Genomic DNA, 2,147 nt, shown 5'->3' on the forward strand with positions numbered 1-2,147 from the left:
AACGAAACGGATGGTCGCGCGCGCAGGCTCGCGGGACGACGTCGATGCGCCGCATGGTGCCGCCGCAATGTGGGCAGACGGGGATCTCGCATTTGACGAGGGGATCGCCGCCGGCTTGTTGATCAGCCGGAGCGTTGCGGACAGCAAGGAGTTGACGGCAAAGGGCGATTTTATCATTGCGTCCGCCATTGGCGAGGAAGCCATAGTGGCGGATGCGGTGGAAGCCGTCCGGCAGGGCGTGCAGGAGAAAGCGACGAATGAACTCACCGGCATCAAGCGTCATCACCTTGGCTTTGCGATTTTGCCGATAGTCCTTCCAGGAAAAGCTCACCTTGCCATCGGCTAGTGAGATCAGCCGACTGTTGGCGATGGCGACGCGATGCGTATAGCGGCCGAGATAAGCCAGCACCTGTTCGGGCCCGCCGAATGGCGGCTTGGCGTAGACGACCCAGTCGGTCCGTCGAAGCTGATCAAGCCGCTTGGTGAACGCGGCGGGATCGGCGAGATGGGCGAGATCACCAAAAAAGCCCAACTGGCCAGCGGCGAAGGCAGCTTGCAGCTCTTGCAGAAACAGGCGGCGGAACAGCCGAGAGAGCACGCGGACCGGCAGGAAGAAGCCGGGCCGGCAAGCGACCCAGCGTGTGCCGTCGGGCGAAGGTCCACCACCAGGCACGACACAATGGACATGCGGATGGTGTTGCAGGGTCTGGCCCCAGGTATGGAGGACGGCAGTCACGCCGAGCTGGGCGCCGAGGTGCTTGGGGTCGGCCGCGATGGTGGCGAGCGTCTCGGCGGCGCAGCGGAACAGGATGGCATAGACGACGACCTTGTTCTGGAAGGCGATCTCTCCGGCTGGGGCTGGCAAGGTGAAGACGACGTGGAAATACGGTACGGGAAGGAGGTCGGCTTGCCGTTCGGCGAGCCATTGCGCGCGTGCCGCGCCCTGGCACTTCGGGCAATGCCGATTACGACAGGAGTTGTAGGCGATGCGTGTCGCACCGCAGTCGTCGCATTGCTCGACATGGCCGCCGAGCGCTGCTGTCCGGCACGCGGTGATGGCGCCCATCACGCGCCGCTCGACGCGACCGAGATGACCGGCATACGCCTGTCGAAAAGCTTCGCCGTGGCGGCGGAAGATGTCCGCCACCTCCAAAGCCGGACCCATGATGCCCGATCAGCCGGGTGGAACGATCTCCAATCGCAGCCGGTCAAGCGGACTCGGGGTCTGGCTGATCGTTTTGGTCGCAACCTGGGCGTAGCGTGCCGTGCTTTGCAGGCTGGCATGGCCGAGCAGCACCTGGATGACACGAATGTCGGCGCCGTTCTCCAGAAGATGGGTCGCAAAACTGTGCCGTAGCGTGTGCACCGTCACGCGCTTGTTCAGACCGGCTGCGATGTGGGCCGAGCGGCAGGCCGCGTGCAGCACGGTCGCATCAAGCGGCCGCTCACTGTCGCGGCCGGGAAATAGCCAGCGTGTCGGTCGGGTTAGCCGCCAATAGGCCCTGAGAATCTTCAGAAGCTGCGGCGAGAGCATGACGTAACGGTCCCTGCCGCCTTTGCCCTGCTCGACCCGGATTACCATCCGCTGGCTGTCGATATCCGCGACCTTGAGGAAAACCACCTCCGACACGCGTAATCCGGTGGCATAGACTGTTGTCAACGCTATGCGGCTCTTCAGGCTCGGGATCGCCTCCAGAAAGCTCACCACCTCGTCGGCACTCAGCACGACCGGCAGCTTGCGTGGCTCCCGCGCGTAGGCGATGCGCTCCGGGATCGTGTTGTGGCCGAGCGTCACGCCGTAAAAAAAGCGCAACGCACAGACAATCTGATTAAGCGCAGGCCATGATATCCCCGTCGCCACCAGATGAACCTGGAACGCGTGGACATCCTCCAAGCCCAGATGGTCGGGCGATCGGCCAAAATATCGGCTGAACTTCGATACCGCGTTCAGATATGATCGCTGCGTCGCCGGCGACAAGTTGCGGACCGTCATGTCCTCGATCATGCGGCGGCGGAGAGGGCTCACCTGGGCCATCGGAAAACTCCTGTCTGAAGGGTTGGGCTCTGAAAACCCTCGATCCTCTCAGACAGGAGGCGGCCGTTACTACCTCTCCTCAAATGCCGCGCCAGCGGCTTCGTTCAATCCC

Annotated in this window: 2 protein-coding genes; both read right to left on the reverse strand. The window is 63.2% G+C overall.

Annotation, left to right across the window (positions count from 1 at the left end):
- Window positions 1-1,168, reverse strand: a 1,168-nt coding sequence (locus AC5ZG5_RS46020) for an IS91 family transposase (RefSeq protein ID WP_496165559.1), incomplete at its 3' end; no start/stop codon positions are given.
- 6 nt (window positions 1,169-1,174) lie between these two features.
- Window positions 1,175-2,035, reverse strand: a complete 861-nt coding sequence (locus tag AC5ZG5_RS46025) for a site-specific integrase (protein WP_456647223.1) — start codon at window positions 2,033-2,035, stop codon at window positions 1,175-1,177.
- Window positions 2,036-2,147 lie beyond the last annotated feature (112 nt).

The organism is Bradyrhizobium sp. Ses1 (assembly GCF_059512365.1).